The sequence below is a fragment of the Caballeronia ptereochthonis genome, from assembly GCF_001545075.1.
In the GTDB taxonomy this organism is placed as follows: domain Bacteria; phylum Pseudomonadota; class Gammaproteobacteria; order Burkholderiales; family Burkholderiaceae; genus Caballeronia; species Caballeronia ptereochthonis.
This window is the reverse complement of record NZ_FCOB02000020.1, coordinates 97,840-116,692: the sequence shown is the minus strand read 5'-3', so window position 1 is coordinate 116,692 and position 18,853 is coordinate 97,840. Positions and strand designations below refer to the sequence as shown.

The window sequence follows — 18,853 nt, the reverse complement described above, 5'->3', positions numbered from 1 at the left end:
CTAAGCCGCGCGCGCGGCTCGAACAAAGTCGCGAACCTTTTCTTCATCGACGGGATTCCACCACACGCCGCCCACCTTCAGCGAGCTGGCGACGATCACCGCATCCACGACCGAAAGAATCGCCGCGACGTTGTCCTGCGTGCAGCCGCTGCCCACCAGCAGCGGCAGATGCGTGGCCGCGCGAATCTGGCGCAGATAGTCGAGGCTGGCGGCATCACCGGTGCGTTGTCCGGTGGCGATGACCGCATCGGCATCGAAAAACTCGACATCGCGCACGAGCTCTGCGAGCGCACGGTCCGCGACGATCGCATGTGCGCCGTGCTTCACGTGGACGTCGGCAAAGACGCGTATGCCTTCCGCACGCAGCCGCGCCCGATAGCGCAACGCCCGCGCCGCCTCTCCTTCGATGAAGCCCTCGTTGGCCACATAGGCGTTCGCCCATTGATTAACGCGCACGAACGCGGCACCGCTCGCCGCGGCGATCGCGAGCGCCGGCACCGACGCATTGGCAAGCACGTTGATGCCGATGGGCAAACCGGTTTCGCGCGCGATCCTGTCCGCTGTCACGGCCATGAATGCGGACGTTTCCGGTCCGATGTCATCCGGCTTCGCGAACGGCACGTCGCCGTGATTCTCGATGATGAGCCCGTCGACGCCGCCCTGCGCATAGGCCCGCGCGTCGGAGAGCGCGGCTTCGTAGAGGGCATCGCTCGTGCCTCCGTCGAAGCGCGGCGCGCCCGGAAAGGCCGGACAGTGGACTACGCCGATCACGATGCCGCGTGCGCGGCCGAAGATGCGCTCGATGCTGTCGGTGCGTCCGCGTCCGACCACGTGTTGAGTGTTCATGAGAGTCCTGTCGACGAATCGTTCAGATGAAGCGAGCCAGTTCGCGCATGCGGCGGCGATCCGGAAAGCTCGCGCGCGTGCCGTGGCGGCCGACCACGAAAGCGGCCACGGACATCGCGTGGGGCAGCACGTCGCGAAGCGGCAGACCGCGCGCAAACCCTGCCACGAGCGTGCCGCAAAGCGCATCGCCTGCGCCGACCGTGTCCACGGCGGTCACGGCCAAGGCCGGCACGTGATCGACGCGGCCTTCGCCACGGCACCACACCACGCCGTTCGCGCCCAGCGTGACGAGCACGTCCGTTGCGCCATCGGCGTGCAAAGAGCGCGCCGCGCGTCGCGGATCCGGCTCGCCGGAAAGCGCAGCCGCTTCGACGCCGTTGACCACGAGCACGTCCACGTCGGGCAGCAGTGGCTTGACATCGAACTGCACCGGACCCGGATTCAGCAGCGTATGCCGGTTGCCGCGACGCGCCTCGCGCAAGAGCGTGGCCGTGACCGCTCGCGAGAGATTGCCCTGCAGCACGATCCAGTCACCCGCCGCGCTCACGGCGTCGAGCGCGGCCGCATCCGGTGCGTAGGCGCTGGCGGCGTCGTTGCGCGTGACGATCGTGTTTTCGCCGGCGGCATCGACGGTGACGATCGACAGATCCGTCGCGCAGTCGAGTTGCGCGATGTGCCGCGTGTCGATGCCCTCCGCTTCGAGCATCGCGACGATGCGCGCGCCGTCCGCATCGCTCCCGACAGCGGCGAGCAGCGTGACCTCGGCGCCCGCGCGCGCCGCGATCACGGCCTGGTTCGCGCCCTTGCCGCCGAAATCGAGCATGCTGCCGAGCGCGAGCGACGTCTCGCCGGGCTTGGGCAGCGACGCGACGCGCAGCGTCAGGTCGACGGCGGCGTTGCCGACCACGCAGACGCGCGCACCGCTCATGATCGCGTCACCCAGTCGTCGAGAATCGCGCGATACAGTTCCACGGCCGCGCGCAGCCGATCGACGCGGCAGTACTCGTCGGTCTTGTGCGCGAGATCCGGCTCGCCCGGCCCGAGGATGATCGTCGGCGGCCACGCCGTCGCCGGTTTCAGCACGGCCGCGTCGGTGAAAAAGCGTGCGGTGCGCGGCGCGGATGGCGCATCGTCGAACGGACGGGCCAGCTCCATCACGCGCGCGATCCAGTTGTCCGACGGCTCCGAGTACACGGGCGGCAGATCGATGATCGGCGAGAGGTCGATCGCGCCGAGCCGATTCCGCAGATGCGAACACACGGAACCGTGCTCGATTCCCGGCACGGTGCGGATATCGACCGTGAACTCGGTGTGATCGGGCACGGAGTTGATGTTGAGGCCGCCGCGTATCGTGCCGACGTTGAGCGTCGGCGTGCCCATCGCCTCGTGTGCGGGGCCGACTTCGAAATCCCACAGCTTCGCGAGCGCGTCGGAGGCGATGCGGATCGCATTCACGCCCTGATCGGGCATCGCGCCGTGCGCGGTCACGCCGCGCGCCACGCCCCTGAGCCACAGCGCGCCCTTGTGGCCGAACAGCACGCGGTTCGCGCTCGGCTCGCCGACGATCAGCGCGCCGAGCGACTGCAACAGCTCGGGCCGATCGGACGAGAGCGCCTGCGCGCCGTCGCAGCCGGTCTCCTCGCCGCCTGTCAGGATCAGATGCACGCCCGAGCCGCGCCGCAGCGTGTCGATCGACCCGGCGCATGCGGCGACGAACGCGGCGATGCCCGCTTTCATGTCGCTGGCGCCGCGTCCGTACAGCAAGCCGTTGTCGATTTCCCCGGCGAAGGGATCGTGCGCCCAGGGCGCCGAACCGAGCGGCACGACATCGAGGTGCCCGGTGAAGCCGAGCGGCGAACCGACGGCCGTGCCCGCAAGCCGCGCGACGAGATTGAAGCGCCGCTCGCCGAACCCGTGCAGCGTGACCTCGAAGCCGATGCGCGCGAGCAGGCCCGCGAGATGCCGCGCGCATGCTTCTTCGTCGCCCGGCGGATTGACCGATTGAAAAGCGACGAGCTCGCGCGTGAGTGCGACCGGATCGAGGAACGTCATGCTGCGCGCGCCTCGGTCAACCAGTCGAGGCAGTTGCGCCACAGCCGCGCATAACCATCCCAGGCGGAAAACTCCGGCGGCAGCCAGTGCACCGACATGTCGCTCGTCCATGCGAGCGTGCGCCCCGCGCCATGCCGGCCCGCCACGAGCAACGGATGATCCGTGTCCGGCACGGTCGCGATGAGCGTCGCGCCAGGCTTAAGCTCGACCTCGTTATAGCCGAGCAGATGCGGCCACTGCGCGCCGAGCCCATCGATCACCGGATGCTGCGCGACGATGCGCGGCGTGAATCCTTCGGGCACTTCGACGCGATCATCCCAAGGCAGGCATTTGACGGGCAGCGCGTCCTCGACCGGCGTATTGCGAAAGCGCGCGCTGCCGTTGATGCCCTGAAAGCTCAGATACCCGCCGATCATCATCAGGCCGCCGCCCGCCTCCACATATTCGCGCAACAGTTTCAGGCGGTTCGGCGTGCGCTTGCTATGCGCCCACGTATCCGGATGCAGCAAGAGCGTATTCGCGCCGATGTCGGACAGGATGATCGCGTCGTAGGCCTGCAGGCCTTCGAGCGTCGCCGGGAATCGTGTCTGCGCGTCGTGGCTCGGCATGTGCGTGACCGCGTAGTCGGAGTCCCTGAACAACGCGAGGAACTGCTCCGAGCCGGTGTGATACGTCACCGACGCGAACAGATCGAAGCCCTTCACGTGCGTGGCCGTGCTGGTCCAGGATTCTCCGGCGAGCAGGACGTTCTTCGTCATTCCGTTTCTCCGTTGGCCGCGGGCCGCTTGTCGTTCGCCCGCGCGATTGAATCTGTCACGCCGGATGCCGTTCCGAGAACACGCGGGCGGGATTGGTCACGAGCATGGTTTCGATCTGCGCGTCGGTCACGCCGTGGCGCTTCAGCCTCGGCACGAAATGCTCGAGGAGGTAGCCATAGCCGAATCCGCCGTAACGCGTGAGCATCATCTTGAGGAACACGTCCTGCGAGAGCAGCAGATTGCCGATGAAACCCGCGTCGATCAGCGCACGGATCGCGCGCGCGTTCTCTTCGTCGGAAGGCGATTGCGCGTCTTCGTCGGCGTAGTAGTAGTCCATGCCGATCATGTCGTACTCGAGCCACGCGCCGCGCCGCGCGATCGAATGCTGATACTCGATGTCCGCATGGCTCGGGTTCATGTGACACAGCACCGTGTGCGCAAGATCGGCGCCTTCGCGCTCGACGATATCCAGCACGCGATGGCCGTGCCGCACCCATCCCGGCAGATGCACCGACAGCGGCACGCGCGTGGCCGCGCTCGCGCGGGCGGCCGCGCGCAGCGACTTTTCCTCCTCCGCCGTGAACGCGGCCGACACGCCGATTTCGCCGATGAGCCCCGCGATCACGTCGGGTTTGCGCTCCGCGCCGCCGACTTCGAAGATCATCTGCTCAGCGAGCTCGTCGATGGATCGGTCGCGCACGTAAGCGGGATGCGAAGGTTCCAGATAGAACCCCGTCGACATGACGATGTTCAGGCCGGTGCGCCGCGCAATGCGCTGCAGCGCGAGCGGATCGCGCCCGATGCCGAGATTGGTCGGATCGACGACCGTCTTGCCGCCGAGCTCGCGGAACTTCATCAGCTCCTCGGCGGCGGCGTCGACGTCGAACAACTGGCAGTTGTCGCGGTTCATCAGCGGGTTCATGCGCAGCGCGCCGAGAATGCCGACATGCACCTTCTGCTCGCCGATGTGCCGCTGGCTGCAACACGCGGGCGCGACCCACTTGCCGGAGGCGTCGATCAGGATGTGCTCGTGCATCAGCGTGATGCCCATGGCCTCGACGGGAATCGGGCCGAGCACCGTCATCACCTGGCCGCTGCCGACGCCGACAGGCAGCGTCGCCGCATGTCCGAACACCGGTTTCGAAGCTGTCATGGCTCAGCCCTTCTTGCGCCGCTGGGGCGAGAAGATCCGCGTGTTCAGCCAGATTGCGAACAGCATGATGGCTCCCTGGATGATCTGCGTATAGAACGGCGACACATGGATCAGGATCAGCCCGTTGCCGAGCACGGCGATGGTCAGCGCGCCGAGAAAGGTGCCGAGAATCGTGCCGCGCCCGCCGAAGAGATTGGTGCTGCCGAGCACGACCGCGGCGATCACCGCGAGCTCGAAGCCGACGCCCTGATTCGACGAACCGCTGCCGAGCCGCGCGGTCGTGATGAGGCCCGCGAGCCCCGCCGCCACGCCGCTCAGCACATAGACCCTGATGATCACGCCGCGCACGTTGACACCCGCGCGCCGCACGCCTTCCGCATTCGTGCCGATGCCGATGATGTAGCGCCCGAAGCGCGTATGCCGCAGCACGACCCAGCCGGCCAGCATCACGGCGACCGCGATCACGGCGGGCAGCGGCAGGCCGAACAGCCACTCGCGGCCGAGCGCGACGAACCAGCCGTTGCTGTCGACGGGAACGGAATAGCCCTGCGTGATGAGCAGCGCCGCGCCGCGCACGATCGACAGCGTGCCGAGCGTGACGATGAACGCGGGCATGCCCGCGATCGCGATGAAGTAGCCGTTGACGAGGCCGATCAGCCCGCCGAGCACGAGCCCGCCGATCAGCACGAGCGTGTCGGGCGCGCCCGCATGCAGCGCGATGGCCGCGAGCGCGCCGACGAACGCGAGCGTCGAGCCGACGGAAAGATCGATGCCGGCCGTGGTGATGACGAGCGTCATCGTCGTGGCGACGATCAGGAGCGGCGCGCTCTGCCGCAGCACGTTCAGCAGGTTGCCGGTCGTGAGGAAGGTGTCGGTGGAAATGGTGAACGCCACGACGCAGATCACGAAGAAGGCCGCGATGCTCGCGACGCCGGCGTGATGACCCAGCCGGTGCGACAGCGAAAGCGTGGGCCGCGCGGGAGATTCGGAAGACACGGTCGTACCCATGATCAGTGTTCGGCGTGTGGGCGCGCGGAGCGCGCGTTGAACTTGTGGCCGACGATCAGATCGACGATCTCCTGCAGATTCGTCTCGCCGATAGGCCGGTCCGCGATGGCGTTGCCTTCGTACATCACCGTGATGCGGTCGCAGACGAGAAAGAGATCCTGCAGCCGGTGGCTGATCAGAATCACGCTGACGCCGCGCGCGCTCACCGTGCGCACGAGTTCCAGCACCGCCTCGACCTCGGCGACCGCGAGCGCGGCCGTCGGCTCGTCCATGATCAGCACTTTCGGATCGAACGAGACCGCGCGTGAAATGGCGATCGCCTGACGCTGCCCGCCCGACAGGTTCTCGACATCGAGCTTCGTATCGGGAATGCGGATGCCGAGGCCATCGAGCATGTCGCGCGCGTCGCGATGCATCTTCGCGTGATCGAGCGTCGGCACGCCGAGCACGCGGCGCATCGGCTCGCGGCCGAGGAACAGGTTGCCGGCGACGTCGACCGTATCGCACAGCGACAGGTCCTGATAGACCATCTCGATGTGATGCGCGCGCGCATCGCCGGGATCGTTGAAATGGACCGTCCTGCCGTCGATCTCGATCGATCCGCTGTCGGGCACGACCGCGCCCGACAGCACTTTCGACAGCGTCGACTTGCCCGCGCCGTTGTCGCCGACGAGGCCGAGCACCTCGCCCGGCGCGACGTCGAGATTCACGCCGCGCAAGGACTGAATCGCGCCGTACTGCTTGGTGATGCCGCGCATGCGCACGCGCAGCGGCGCGGCCTTGTCTGCACTCGTCATCTGCCTGCTCCCGGTTTGCTCTCGATGGCGACGATGCTTACTTGAACACGCTGCGATACTTCGCGACGTTCGCCTTGGTGACGATCGTCACCGGCACGGAAATGTTCTTCTCGACCGGCTGCTTCGCGATCAGCTTCAGCGCCGCGTTCACCGCCGCCTTGCCTTCGCCTTCGGGATCCTGCTGCACGACGGCCATGACGAACCCCTGATCGATGCCCTTGATGGCCTGCGCGCTCAGATCCCAGCCGAAAATCTTCACGCGGTCCGTCGCGCCCTGCGCCGCCACGGCCGCGACCAGACCGATCAGCGCGGGTTCGCCGGTCGCATAGACCACCTGCATGTTCGGATTGCCGGAGATGAGATTCTCGGCGGCCGTCTGCGCCTGGTCCTGCACGTTCTGACCGTCGACGGTCGAGACGATCTTCGCGTTGGGCGCGCTCGCAAGACCGGTCTTGAAGCCGTCCAGACGCACGTTCTGGATATACGAGTTCAGCGCGCCGACGACGCCCACGCTCGCCTTGCCGCCCAGCGACTTCCTGATGTAATCCGCCGTGTACGTGCCGATGTCCTTGCCGACCTTGAGATTGTCGACGCCCACTTGCACGTCGTTGTCGCCGTTTACGATGGCATCGATCGTGACGACCGGAATGCCGGCTTTCTTCGCCTCGGTGATCGCGGGCTTGATGCCGTTCACGTCGATGGCGACCACGAGCAGCGCATCGACCTTTTGCTGGATGTACGTCTCGATCGCATTGTTCTGGGCGTTCGGGTCGTTGTTCGAGTTGAAGATGGCGAGATCGACGCCGGCGGCCTTCGCGGCCTTTTGCGCGCCCTCGTCCATCTGGGTGAAGAACAGCGCTTCCTGATTGATCTGGACCAGCGCGATCTTTTTCTTGTCCGCGGCGTGCGCGGTGCCTGACAGCGCGATCATCGATCCGGCGGTCAGCACGGCGACCGTCGACATGATCCGGCGGAACATCTTGGCGTTCATCGACTTCCCCTCCATCGCAAAGGCGCAGGAACGAGCGCTTCGTTCGGCTGGTCCCGGCATGGGTGAAACTTCAGAACAGGCGCAGAAGATGACCGCGCCCCGCTTTGTAAACCGGTTTACTTAAGGTACTGCCGCTCACCGGCCGATGTCAACGGGTCAAAAAATAAAATTTGCGGGGGCCTTACCGCGCGCGCGGCGGCGCAACCGAAGCGCGTTCGATCAGACGAACCGGGAGACGCCGGACGGTGGCCGGCGCATCGCCCGACAGGCGTGCGAGCAGCATGTCGACGCCCGTGCGGCCGAGATCGCGCGCGGACTGGCGCATCGTGGAAATCGGCGGCATGAGGAGGCTCGCGAACTCCATGTCGTCGAAGCCGACGATGGACATATCGCGCGGAACGCTGATTTCGCGATCGCGCAGCGCTTCGAGCATGCCCACCGCGAGATAGTCGCTCGCCGCGAAAATGGCCGTGGGCGGCGACGGCAGCGCGAGCAGTTCGGCAAGCGCCGTGGCCCCGAACTCGCGCTCGTAGGAGCCGAAGCGCACGAGCGATTCATCGAACGCAATGCCCGCCTGCGCGAGCGCGCGCCGATAGCCCTCGCAGCGCTCCTGCACGGTGAAAAGGCCGCGCGGTCCGCTGACATGACCGATGCGCCGATGTCCTGCCTGAAGCAGATGCTGTGTGGCGAGATACCCGCCCTGCACGTTGTCGACGAGCACCTTGGGCACTTCGGCGCCCGGCACGTCTTCGTCGATGATCACGATATTGCGGCGCTTGCCGATCAGCGCGCGCAGCGAGCCGTCGTCCGGGCGATTCGATACGAGGATCAGCCCGTCGAGATGCTGCGTGTCCAGCCAGCCGACATACAACGACTCGCGATCGAGCTGATTGCGCGTGATGCACAACGAGAGCCCGTAGCCGTGCTCGGACGCGGCGAGTTCGACTTCATCGGCGATTTCGGCGAAAAAGGGATTGGCGACGTCGGGCATCGCGAGGCCGATGGTTTCGCTGCTGCCAAGGCTCAGGCGCCGCGCGAGGCTGTTCTGCCGATAGTTCAGTGCAACGATGGCAGCGTCGATGCGTTCGGCGGTGTCCGGCGGCAAGGAGAGGCTGCCATTCAGGTAGCGCGATACGGTGGCTTTCGAAACCTTGGCGTACTCCGCGACGTCGCGAATCGTGGACACTTTCGGCACAGCGGGTTCCGGAAGGTGAAAGCCTCAGTGTAACGCGGCTTCAGAGCGCTCCGATCACGAGCGCCCCATGCCAGGCTGTTCATCCGGCGCGACGGGCCGGTGTCGAGCGGCAAGCCCGTCATCTGGCAACGACCGCTTCCCCGACTTCCTCCCGATGAGGCCTGGCGCACAACACCAGAACACCGCCAATCAGTCCGCAGCACGCCAGCACCGAAAACGCGAGCTGGAAGTCGCTGCCTTTGCCCGAAAGCAGGCCGACCAGAACCGGACCGACGAACCCGCCGACGAGATTGCCGATCGCGCCGATGAGCGCGGTGCCGACGATCGCATCCGCGGCGGGAAGCAGTTCCGTCACGTAAGTGAAGATGAGCGGCAGGAACATCTCGAGGAAGAAGCCCATTGCGGTGAACAGCGACATTCGCAAGGCGAGCGACGTCGGCGGCACGTTCGCCGCGATCAGCAAGAGCAGGCCCGCGATGAGGATCGGCACGCCCGCATGCAGCCGCCGCTCCTGATGACGGTCGGAACTGCGCGTCGAGACCAGAATGCCGACGATGCACGCCGCCCACGGCAGCGCCGACAATATCCCGACTTCCACCGGTCCCAGCTTTTGTGACGCCGCGATCGAAGTCGGCAGCCAGAGCATGAACCCATAGACCACGAGATTGATGAGCGAAAAGCCGCCCGCGAGGAACCATGTCGCTTTCAGCGAGATGACCCGCCGAATGCCCGAATGGGAGGTCACGCCCTTGAACGAGGCCTGTTCTTCCGCGAGCGCTCTCGTCAAACCCCGCTTTTGTTCATCCGTGAGCCAGCGCGCGGAGGAAATGCTCTTCGGGATGCTGAACCACCAGACCGCGGCCCAGATCCACGCGGGCAAGCCCTCGACGATCATCATCACGCGCCAGTCGTGATGCGCCAGCAGAAAACCCGAGACCGGCCCCGCCAGCAGCGCGCCCAACGGCGAACTGACCACCCATAGCCCGAATGCCTTGCCGCGCTCCGCTCTCACGAACCACGCCGCCGTCAGACTCGAGGCCGCTGCCCACACGGGACCTTCCGCCACGCCGAGCACGAGCCTCACCGCCAGAAGCTCGTTCAGGTTTCGGACGAGGCCTGTCGCCATCGCGGCGGCGCCCCAGCATATCAGGCTCACCATGACGACCCGGCGCGCGCCGTATCGGGACACGAGCCATCCACCGGCAAGAAAGGTGATGACATAGCCCCAGAAAAAGATGCCGCCCACCAGACCCGCATGCGTTGCATCGATGCCCAGATCGCGACGGATCGATGGCAGCGCGAGTCCGATATTGGTTCTGTCGAAGTACGAGATCGTGTACATCAGGAAGATGACCATCACGATCCTGATCCAGCGCGCGGAGCCTGACGAATTCACTCTCGCGAAGCCTGCTTCCTCCATGGTTCGTCTCCTGTGTGTCTCATATGGTTAGGTGCGTCCTGCGGTTGCGACTAGGCTGCTCGTTGCTCCTTGCCGGCTTCCGCCTCGAGATCGGTCCAAAGCTGTTTGACGAGGCCTTTCAGCATCGACGCTTCTTCCCAGCGATCCGAAAGCTCGTAGCCGTTGCAATCGGTCATTGCGTACTCCTTCGGCCCGAGTTCGCAGAGGAACGTCAGCACGGCATCATCCGGAGCGCGCCGGCGCCAGCTTTCGAAGCCGTACTTCCACCACGCGAGGAACAGGTCCAGCCATTCCTTGTGATGCGCAAAGCTGATTTGCAGCTGAATCTGTTCGCGGCTCGCGACGCGCCCATGGAAGCCCCAGCTGTTGTCGAGAATGCGCCGGACGTGCCGGTCGTCTTCCTCGCACACCGGCCATGCGAACTCGCGTCCCACCACGTAATGCGAGATGTCGCCCGTCAAGCGCAGGTCCGGAAAGCAATCCAGCAGCCGCAGCGTGAAGAGCAGATCGGTCGTCATCCGGTTGCGATGCGTTTCGATGTGAACGGCGATTCCGGAATCGTGCGCAAGGCGCCGCCAGCCTTCGATCAGGGGAATGCATTCCTCGATCGAGTACGGCCTGACGTCGGGCTGAAGATTGATGTGATCGGCGCCGAGCTCCTGAACGTGCTCGATGATCGGCTTCAGTTCATCGACGCTCTTCGGATAGCACTGCGCCTGCCACGTCAGCCCGTATTCCTTCAGCGTTCGCGTGACGTCCCGCGCGAAGGCGTAGTCGAAGAAGCGCACGCCCGCGCCGTCGAAGCCCGCGTCCCGAATCATGCGTAGCTGCTCGTCGAGCGGCCACTCCACCCCGTCCGGCCGCCGGCGCTCCATCGCCCACAGCGACTGATACACCTTCAACTGCTGCATGAGGTCTCCCGAAGTCGCGCGATGAGGCGAGCGCACAAGCGCGCGCTACGTCGCCGCAGCCGTCGCCGTCGTTGCGAAGAAGCGGTTCTTGAGCGAGGCCTGGTTTTCGTAGATCGATCCCTGCTTGGGCGCGGGCGGCAACGGCATGATCACCGGCACCTGTTCCACGCGCGGCGTGATGGTGGGCTCGCCCGCGATGATCCGCTCGTCGAATGCTTCGAGCGACCTGAGTTGTCCGGGACCGTCGAGAAGCGGCCAGGCATCGGCGGCGGCGACTTCGTACAGCAGCAGGCGGCGCGGATGATTCGACGTGTTTTCCGCGGAGCCGTGGATGGTCCGCGCATGATGAATCGAAAACGAGCCCGCCTTGCCCGTGCACGGTACCGCCCTGGCGAAATCGACATCGCACGTCGTGGGGTCCATCGCGCCGCAGAAGTAGCCGTCCGTGTGATGGCTGTAGACCTTGCCCTTGTGGCTTCCGGGCAGCACGAGAAGCGGGCCGTTCTCGAGTTCGCAATCGTCGAGCATCACGCCCACGGCGAGCACGTCCTCGTTGGTGTGCGGATAAAAGGCCCAGTCCTGATGCCATTCGACGGGATCGCCGACATGCGCTTCCTTCAGATTCAGCTTCGTGTTGCGCACGCGGAGATTCGGCCCGAGCAGACTCTTCAGCGCGGCGATGAGTTGCGGATGCGTGAGCGCCTCCATGAACACGGGATCGACCTTGATCGGATCCTTGATTCGCCTCACGCGCGGGCGTTCGGCCGTATGCGACGGCGCGAGATCGAAGACGTCGTCCGACGCCCTGATCGAGCGTGATTTCTCGACGAGTTCGTCGGTCACCTTGCGCATCCGCTGCACGAGGTCGGGACTGAAGACATCGGTGACGACGACATAGCCGTCGGTCCTGTACTGCTCTACCTGCTCCTTCGTAAGCACGTTTTGTCTCCTGTTCGATGGGAGCGCTCCCATTCGCTGGTGCCTCCATGCGCGATTTGCACGATTTCCGCACTGCATCAGTGTTCAAGCGCTATGTGCGCGCTCCCATTCAAAGTAAAGTGTATCTTTCCGGGTGTCAAGCGAGCATTTTTCGTTTCGCTCGCGCGTTTTCCCTAGTGCCAACAAGAATCCAGGACCATGAAAAGAAGCGACACCGCGCCCGAAGGCACCCTGCTGCCCCGCCCGACGATGGAAGACGTCGCACGTGAGGCCAATGTCGGCCGCATGACAGTATCGCGCGCGTTGAATCAGCCCGAACTCGTGTCGCCCGAATCGCTCGCCGCGGTGCATGCCGCCATCGAACGACTGGGTTATGTGCAGAACCTCAACGCCGGAAGCCTGGCTTCGAACAAGTCACGCATCGTCGGCGCGGTCATTCCTACCATCGAGCATCCGTTCTTCTCGGACACCATCAGCGGGCTGTCTCAGGCGCTGGCGGTCAAGGGCTATCAGTTGCTGCTCGGCCAGTCCAATTACGATTCAGCCGAGGAGTTGCGCCTGTTCGATGCGTTCGTCGGACGGCGCGTCGACGGCATCATGCTCATTCGCACGTCCACGCCCGCCGACCTGGTGAACCGGATTCGACGATGCGGCGTGCCCGTCATCGAAGCATGGGACACGTCGAACGATCAGATCGATATGCGCATCGGCTTTTCTCATCGCGAAGCGGGCGCGGCGGTGGCGCGCTATCTCGCCGGGAAAGGCCGCCGCTACCTCGGTTATCTGGGAAGTGTCGATGTCCGCTCGTCGGCCCGGTTGCAGGGGCTTCGCGCCGGCGCGAAAGAAAGCGCAATTCCCAAGGTCGAGGCGGTCATGCAGAACAGGCCATCCGGCATCAACGATGCTCCGCGGCTGCTCGCCGATCTGCTCGAACGCCGCCCCGAGCTCGATGCCGTGTTCTGCTCCAGCGACATGCTCGCGGCGGGCGTACTCTTCGAATGTCAGCGGCGCGGGATTCGCGTGCCCGAGGATATCGCCCTCATGGGTTTCGTCGATCTGCCGATCGCGGCGGCGACTCATCCGGGCATCACGACCATTCGTGTCCCTTCGCTCGAAATCGGCAAGCTCGCCGGAAAGATGTTATTGGACTTTCTGGACGGGAAGCGCCCCGCCAATCCGCGAATCGATCTCGGCTTCACGATCGTGGAGCGAGGAAGCACATGAGGCGAGCAGCGCTTCGCGCATCCGTGATTCTTCGATGGCGATCATGCAGGGGAAGATCGTCCTGCTGGCGAGCGTGAGCGTTTCGTACAGGCTTTCTTGCCGACCGATACTTAAGATCGTGACTTCCGCATACGGCAAGCCGGCAAAATCGAAAGTATTTGCACCGCGCCGGCGCTGTTCTGTTGCGGCATACCCCGAACACGTCAGGCGACCGGGTATCCACCAACTTATGCACGCAACGACATTCCTATAATCAAGCATTGCTCAAACGGTGCCGCCACCTTGAGAGATCACCTGGATCAAGCCGTCGAACTTCCCTGGCGGCGTTGCCGGAAAGACGGCACGGCGACAGTATCTCGCCGGCCACCCGAAATGCATGCGAACAAACTTGCCACGGCGTGTACAGATCGCGATCATGGACGCGCTGCCGAACAACACAATGAACAATCGGTCATACCACGGAGCCAGCCATGCGATATCTATCCCTTGAGCAACAGAAAGACCCACTGCTTCTCGTCGCCCGAGTGCTGCTGATGATTCTCTTCGTCCTGTTCGGCTGGCAGAAGCTGATCGGCTTTTCCGGCACCGTTTCCTACATGACGTCAGTGGGCGCGCCGGCTCCGACGTTCTCGGCAATCATCGCGGTCGTGATGGAACTCGTGGTCGGCATTGCCATCGTCCTCGGCCTCTTCACACGGCCGCTTGCGCTGCTCCTCGCGCTCTATACGCTCGGCACGGCCCTGATCGGGCATCACTACTGGACGATGGAGGGCGCGGCACGATATGCAAACACGATCAACTTCTACAAGAACATCAGCATCATGGGCGGCCTGATCCTGCTGTCCATTACGGGGCCGGGGAAGTACTCGTTCGACCGAAGATAGAACGTTCCGTGACAGCGCGTACCCGATCGATTTGCATTGCATGCGCTTTGCGTGTGCCGATCTTGCAGGACATGTCCGAACCTGCCTGATATCTCATCCACCCGATAGCCAGGGATCACGACTCGTCGCGCTTGCCGGTACGCGTCGGACGCGTCAGCAGGAACGGCGCGCGGATCGCCTGTCGATCGTGCATCCAGCCAGACCTGGCCGCCGACTTACACGCACTACGCGCGCGTGATCGACGCGATCGCCGCGCGCAAGCCGCGCGCGCTCTTCGTCGACATCCTGTTCATCGACCGGCGCAACGATCCGGCGATCGCGCGGCTGGCGCAAGGCGTTTGCGCGGCTGCGAGCAGCGGCGTGCCGGTCTATCTCGCCGCCGATCTCGAAGCGGGCGGCGTCGCGCTACGTCCCGAACTGCTGAATGCGCGCGATGCGCATGGCGCGCCGTGCGTGCAGCCGGTCGGCGTCACGTTTCATTCCGATGAACGGCGACAGGTGGAAGCGCCTGCGGTCGATCGAGTGGTCGGCGTCCGCGGCCTGCATCGCCGGCTTGCTGCTCGAGCTGTCGGGGACCGCCGGCGCGGCCGTCGATCAGAGCACGCCCCTTGTCACCGCAACCGACCGTCCGACGGTCGCGCTCTATGCGCGCCCCGACAGCGGCGCGCAGACCGCCACGCGTAGCGCCGAACGGTTGCGCTGCCGCTGCCGCTGCCGATCGTCGCCGAACAGGGCGATTTCGTGCAGGTCGTGCTCGAGGGCAACCGCACAAGGCTGTCGCTGTACGACGTCGCGCGCGATCGCGCCGGGAACTACTGCAAGAAATCGGCACACCGCGAACCGACGACGACGGCGTCGACGCGCGGCATCGGCGACATCTGCCGCTGATGACCGCCGCGCCGGCCGCGCGCTGCACGCGCGTGGGCGATCGTCGTCGCATCGTGCGTAGCGTCGTCCATTCGGCGCACGCGGCAGCGCCCGTGGCGGAAAGCGCGCAGGGAGACGGGGCGCGCGTCGCGCTCGTCATTGGCAACGCGGCCTATCGCGCAGCGGATCGCCTGGCCTCGCCGAACGCGGATGCGCAGCTCGTCGCCGATGGGCTGCGCACGCTCGGCTTCGCCACCGAGACCGTCTTGAACCAGACGCGCACGCAGATGCTCGACGCACTCGAGCACTTCAGCCAGCGCGCGAGCCACGCATCGATCGCGTTCGTTTATTACGCGGGACATGGCTTCGAGAGCGCCGGCGCAAACTATCTGGTGCCGGTCGACATACCGGTGCCGATCCACGACGTCACGCTTGCGGATCGGCAGCGCAGCGCGGTCTCGCTGCGCTATGTGCGCAGCACCGCGAGCCGCGGTGAGCCGCGCTGCTGACGGAGCGCCGTTCGGTTGCCACGACGATCGTGCAGGTTTCGAACGATACGCCGACCAAGGCGGCACTGGATGCCCTTGCCGTCAGCGGCGCGGCGGAGATCGTGCGAATGTCGCAGGGTTGATCGCGATATGCGCAAGCGCGTGAGGGCTGTGGGGCGGGGCCGAGTATGACGTCGAAAGCTTGCTCCGCGCTTTGATGCAGCGTCCGGCGCGTTTCGACCCGGCGCCGCCGTTCGGTCGCGCGCGGAAGACACGGCCGTTCCCAGAGACATTGCGGCCATTCAGACGGATTCCAGTCATTGCGGAAGCCGTTACTCAACTCCCCCCCGACGGCCTATGCGCGGAGCTAGTCATTTGAGCGGTCCAACGACTCATCGTGACACTTCTCGATGCGTTGGTGGGCAGTACCTTTGATCAGAGACCGCGCTGCCTGTTGACTGCGAAAGGCAGCTTCGGGGGCTTACTTCTGATAACCCGCCTGCTTAACAGCTCGATCGGCGGCGGCGTTGCCTGCCTTCAGTGCGGCGTCCAGACTGGTTTGCCCAGCAACGACGCCCGCAATCGCTTGCCCCACCACGGTCCCGAAAGACGGGAACTCTGGAATCCCTACGAATTGAATCCCGTTGTACGGCACTTTCTCGAGCGACGGGTCGTTCGGGTCGGCCGATTCGATGGCTTTCAATACAAATTCTCCGAACGGAACAGCCTGCTTGTACTCGGGACGTGCGAAAGTCGACTTCCTGCTCGGAGGAATGGATGCCCAACCCTCGTCCTTTCCAACCATCTCGATGTACTGTTTCGACGTTGCCCATGTAATAAACTTTTTCGCGGCATCCTGCGCCTTCGAGGTCTTGGGGATCGCGAGTGACCACGACCACAGCCAATGCGACCCCTTCGGCGTCACCGCAACCGGGGCCGCAGCGAAGCCTATCTTGTCCGCCACTTTTGACTGTGCCTTGTTGTAGAGCGTCCCCGCGGCGGCCGTCGCATCTATCCACATCGCGCACTTCCCGGACGACATCAGCGTCAGGTTCTCGTTGAACCCGTTCGAGCTGGCGCCGGGCGGCCCGTCTTTCTTCAAGAGATCTGCATAGAAGCTGATCGCCTTGTGCCACTCCGGCGTATCGATCTGCGCTTTCCAGTTCTCATCGAACCAGCGCCCACCGTAGGTGTTCACCACTGTCGACACATACGCCATGTTTTCACCCCAACCTGCCTTCCCGCGCAAACAGATGCCATACTGACCGTTTGGCTTATCGGTGAGTGTGTCGGCGAATTGCTTGATCTGGTCGTAAGTCGGCTGATCCGGCATCTTGAGCCCAGCTGCCTGAAACAGATCCTTTCGATAAAACGTCATTGAGCTCTCGACATAGAACGGGAGCGCGTAGAGCTGACCATCGTACGAAAGGCCGTCGCGCGCCGTCTTGACCACGTCGTCGAGATCGTAATCGGGCGGCAGATTGGTCATCGGCACCAGCCAGCCGCGCTTGCCCCACTGCGGCGCTTCGTACGTACCAATTGCAACCACGTCAAACTGGCCGCTGTTCGTGGTGATATCGGTCGTCGCCCGCTGACGAAGCACATTTTCCTCAAGGATCACCCAATTCAGCTTGATATCGGGGTTCGCCTTCTCGAAGCTTGCGGAAAGCTTCTTGAGCTCCAGCATGGCCGGACCGTTGAGAGTAGCGATGGTGACATTTGCCGCGCTGGAAAGTTGTGCCGTGCAAGCCGAAAAGCCAGCAAACGCAACCTTGAGAACCAGCGCGCGACGCATTGAGCTTTTCATTTTCATGACAGTCGCTCGATCATGTTCGCCTTTGTTTCAGGCCGCGATGCTCAGATCGGCTCGGTGGCGACGGAAAGCTCGCGAAGGCGGACTCGGCCGGCCTGCGGCGCACAGGGGATCCACTCTGATTGTAGCTTCTCGACAGTAAAACGTAAGGAAAACTGAGACGGTTGTGTAAAGCGCTCACAGACTCGGGAAGAACTGCACGGTGCGCGCCTTTCGTATTCGACTTTTTCGAAGTGCCAACCAAGCAATTAGATCGCGGTCGCCCCGACGATCGCGTCGGCGCGACCTATTGCTTCGGGCTCTTTGGAGGTCGTAGCCGACATTCGAATGTCCGTCGGTAAACTCGCGATAATGGCCGCTGTTGGCCGACACCCGAAGTCCACCGTCTCCCCCGGCGACAGACGGGCCTCCCTCGATTGCATCTGTCGAGTTGCAAGGCGCCGCGCCGGCGCCACACAGCGACGCATTGGTTCGCTGCCTCCGAATCCTCTCGGGCAAGGCTTTTCCGGCATGCGCCATATCAAGCTCGGCCGATGGTGGCAGCCTTCGTGAAAGGCGCCTGCCCCATTCGCCAGCCGCAATGTGCCTGGCACACAGCCAGTCAACCAACCGAGGGAAAACCCTAGCCATTCATTCCCACCTCATGGGAATCTCATTTTTGTCCAGCGGGAGCGAAGTGGCATCCTACCGGTCATCGATCCAGTTCCTCCGGCTCAAGATCACGTGAATCAGGAATCAAGCGTCACCGGAGCCGAGCGCCTGCTGCTCGTGCTGACCGCACTCGCCAGCCACGGCAAGGCCATGTCCGTGAGGGACATGCTCGGGGCGACCGGTCTCGCGCAAAGCACGCTTTACCGCCAAGTGGCGCTGCTCAAGCGCTGGGGCTTCGTCACCGAGGACGCCGGCTATTACGCGCCCGGTCCCATCAGTCTCCAACTCGCGCTCGGCTTCGACATCAATTCGATGCTGGTCGAAGCGAGCCGCGAAGGCATGATGCAGCTCTCGCGCACCACGCAGGAGAGCGTCGGGCTCGTCGTCGCCGTGAACGATCAGGTGATCTGCCTCGAAATGATCGAAAGCACCCACTCGCTGCGCTGCTCGTTCGAGAAAGGCCGCGCGGTGCCGTTGCGCGCCGGCGCATCGGCGAAATCGCTGCTCGCGTTCATGGCCGACAAGGCGCGCAGCGAAACGCTCGAGCGCCAGTTCGCCGGCGACGACGCGGCGCGCGCCGCCCTCGAAGCGGAGCTGGAACACATCCGCGCGCGCGGCTATGCGGTGAGCGACAGCGAAGTCGATCCCGGCGTGTGGGGCGTGAGCGCACCCGTGTTCCGGCGCGTTTCGCGCGGCGCGGGCGCGAGCGCATCGATCACGCTGATGGCGCCGTCCTCGCGCGCGGCGGGCCGCGAACAGCAGCTCGCCGGCTGGACCGTGCGCACCGCCAATGCCATTTCCGCCCGGCTGCAAGCCGCCTGAATGCAACTCAACGACTGACCACACACCCTGGGGA

Annotated in this window: 19 protein-coding genes; 6 read left to right on the top strand and 13 right to left on the bottom strand. The window is 64.5% G+C overall.

Features of this window, described 5'->3' with window-relative positions:
• From AWB83_RS21470 to AWB83_RS21415, 12 genes are all read right to left on the bottom strand, one after another.
• Positions 1-846 (bottom strand): BtpA/SgcQ family protein, encoded by an 846-nt coding sequence (locus tag AWB83_RS21470; protein WP_087047629.1) that lies wholly within the window; start codon positions 844-846, stop codon positions 1-3.
• Between the two features lie 22 nt (positions 847-868).
• On the bottom strand, positions 869-1,774 hold the full coding sequence (locus AWB83_RS21465; RefSeq protein ID WP_087047628.1) for a ribokinase: 906 nt from the start codon (positions 1,772-1,774) through the stop codon (positions 869-871).
• Positions 1,771-2,898: a M20 family metallopeptidase gene (locus AWB83_RS21460; RefSeq protein WP_087047627.1), complete on the bottom strand. Its 1,128-nt coding sequence runs from the start codon at positions 2,896-2,898 to the stop codon at positions 1,771-1,773. The genes AWB83_RS21465 and AWB83_RS21460 overlap by 4 nt, the downstream gene beginning before the upstream one ends.
• Entirely contained in the window at positions 2,895-3,656 is a 762-nt protein-coding gene (locus AWB83_RS21455; protein ID WP_087047626.1) for a glutamine amidotransferase, read from the bottom strand. The genes AWB83_RS21460 and AWB83_RS21455 overlap by 4 nt, the downstream gene beginning before the upstream one ends.
• 55 nt (positions 3,657-3,711) lie before the next feature.
• Entirely contained in the window at positions 3,712-4,809 is a 1,098-nt protein-coding gene (locus tag AWB83_RS21450) for a phosphotriesterase family protein (protein ID WP_087047625.1), read from the bottom strand.
• Positions 4,810-4,812: 3 nt separating this feature from the next.
• Positions 4,813-5,817 carry an ABC transporter permease gene (locus AWB83_RS21445; protein WP_087047624.1) on the bottom strand — a complete coding sequence of 335 codons (1,005 nt, stop codon included), beginning with the start codon at positions 5,815-5,817 and terminating at the stop codon, positions 4,813-4,815.
• Positions 5,818-5,819: 2 nt separating this feature from the next.
• Complete coding sequence (locus AWB83_RS21440; RefSeq protein WP_244197834.1) at positions 5,820-6,614, bottom strand: ATP-binding cassette domain-containing protein; 795 nt, start codon at positions 6,612-6,614, stop codon at positions 5,820-5,822.
• 37 nt (positions 6,615-6,651) lie between these two features.
• On the bottom strand, positions 6,652-7,605 hold the full coding sequence (locus AWB83_RS21435) for a substrate-binding domain-containing protein (RefSeq protein WP_167389141.1): 954 nt from the start codon (positions 7,603-7,605) through the stop codon (positions 6,652-6,654).
• Positions 7,606-7,786: 181 nt separating this feature from the next.
• Entirely contained in the window at positions 7,787-8,800 is a 1,014-nt protein-coding gene (locus AWB83_RS21430; RefSeq protein ID WP_167389140.1) for a LacI family DNA-binding transcriptional regulator, read from the bottom strand.
• Between the two features lie 118 nt (positions 8,801-8,918).
• Positions 8,919-10,220 (bottom strand): MFS transporter, encoded by a 1,302-nt coding sequence (locus tag AWB83_RS21425; RefSeq protein WP_087047623.1) that lies wholly within the window; start codon positions 10,218-10,220, stop codon positions 8,919-8,921.
• A gap of 50 nt (positions 10,221-10,270) precedes the next feature.
• Positions 10,271-11,131, bottom strand: a complete 861-nt coding sequence (locus tag AWB83_RS21420; RefSeq protein WP_087047622.1) for a sugar phosphate isomerase/epimerase family protein — start codon at positions 11,129-11,131, stop codon at positions 10,271-10,273.
• A 45-nt stretch (positions 11,132-11,176) separates the two neighbouring features.
• Entirely contained in the window at positions 11,177-12,070 is an 894-nt protein-coding gene (locus tag AWB83_RS21415; RefSeq protein WP_087047621.1) for a phytanoyl-CoA dioxygenase family protein, read from the bottom strand.
• 198 nt (positions 12,071-12,268) lie between these two features.
• Between AWB83_RS21415 and AWB83_RS21410 the strand changes: the two genes are divergently transcribed.
• The 5 genes from AWB83_RS21410 to AWB83_RS36525 all read left to right on the top strand — a co-directional run bounded on the left by AWB83_RS21410 (position 12,269) and on the right by AWB83_RS36525 (position 15,554).
• Positions 12,269-13,294 carry a LacI family DNA-binding transcriptional regulator gene (locus AWB83_RS21410; protein WP_087047620.1) on the top strand — a complete coding sequence of 342 codons (1,026 nt, stop codon included), beginning with the start codon at positions 12,269-12,271 and terminating at the stop codon, positions 13,292-13,294.
• A 470-nt stretch (positions 13,295-13,764) separates the two neighbouring features.
• The gene (locus tag AWB83_RS21405; RefSeq protein WP_087047619.1) at positions 13,765-14,178 is read left to right on the top strand and encodes a DoxX family protein; all 414 of its coding nucleotides are present in this window, start codon (positions 13,765-13,767) and stop codon (positions 14,176-14,178) included.
• Positions 14,179-14,412: 234 nt separating this feature from the next.
• Entirely contained in the window at positions 14,413-14,862 is a 450-nt protein-coding gene (locus AWB83_RS21400; RefSeq protein ID WP_087047618.1) for a hypothetical protein, read from the top strand.
• A gap of 57 nt (positions 14,863-14,919) precedes the next feature.
• A complete protein-coding gene (locus AWB83_RS36530; RefSeq protein ID WP_159463073.1) occupies positions 14,920-15,066 on the top strand; it encodes a hypothetical protein in 147 nt (48 codons plus the stop codon).
• Positions 15,066-15,554 carry a caspase family protein gene (locus tag AWB83_RS36525; protein WP_159463072.1) on the top strand — a complete coding sequence of 163 codons (489 nt, stop codon included), beginning with the start codon at positions 15,066-15,068 and terminating at the stop codon, positions 15,552-15,554. The genes AWB83_RS36530 and AWB83_RS36525 overlap by 1 nt, the downstream gene beginning before the upstream one ends.
• A gap of 460 nt (positions 15,555-16,014) precedes the next feature.
• Here AWB83_RS36525 and AWB83_RS21390 read toward each other — a convergent pair whose 3' ends face one another.
• On the bottom strand, positions 16,015-17,346 hold the full coding sequence (locus AWB83_RS21390) for an ABC transporter substrate-binding protein (protein ID WP_374729126.1): 1,332 nt from the start codon (positions 17,344-17,346) through the stop codon (positions 16,015-16,017).
• Between the two features lie 723 nt (positions 17,347-18,069).
• Between AWB83_RS21390 and AWB83_RS21385 the strand changes: the two genes are divergently transcribed.
• Entirely contained in the window at positions 18,070-18,819 is a 750-nt protein-coding gene (locus AWB83_RS21385; RefSeq protein ID WP_087047616.1) for an IclR family transcriptional regulator, read from the top strand.
• Positions 18,820-18,853: the final 34 nt, after the last annotated feature.